Source organism: Flavobacterium psychrophilum DSM 3660 = ATCC 49418 (assembly GCF_002217405.1).
GTDB classification, from domain to species: Bacteria; Bacteroidota; Bacteroidia; order Flavobacteriales; family Flavobacteriaceae; genus Flavobacterium; species Flavobacterium psychrophilum.
In genome coordinates this window covers 177-632 of record NZ_MUHE01000082.1, presented here as the reverse complement: position 1 = coordinate 632, position 456 = coordinate 177, and the positions used below count along the sequence as shown (strand labels likewise).

Annotated in this window: 1 protein-coding gene; it reads left to right on the top strand. The window is 35.1% G+C overall.

From position 1 onward, the window contains the following. Positions 1-23: 23 nt before the first annotated feature. The coding region (locus B0A57_RS11980) for a metal-dependent transcriptional regulator (protein WP_243389180.1) at positions 24-456 on the top strand (433 nt) is incomplete at its 3' end.

The following is a 456-nucleotide window of genomic DNA, read 5'->3' as shown; positions in this document are numbered from 1 at the left end:
TTTGTGTTTAAAAATAAAATCTTATGACTTTTTCAGAAGAAAATTATCTAAAAACAATTTACCATCTTACCACCATTTCAGATTCGGAAGTAAGCACGAACGCTATTGCCGAAAAAATGGAAACCAAAGCATCTTCGGTTACTGATATGCTTAAGAAATTATCCGAGAAAGACCTCATTAATTACAAAAAATACCAAGGTGTATCTCTTACAGAAACAGGTTCGCTTTCGGCGAAAATGATTGTAAGGAAACACCGCTTGTGGGAAGTTTTCCTGGTAGAAAAGTTAGATTTTCCTTGGGATGAGGTGCATGATATTGCAGAACAATTAGAACACATAAAATCTGAAAAGCTAATTAATAAATTAGATGATTTTCTGGGTAATCCGACCGAGGATCCTCATGGCGACCCAATTCCAAACGCTAATGGGCAAATTATTTCGATAGAAAAGCAATTGT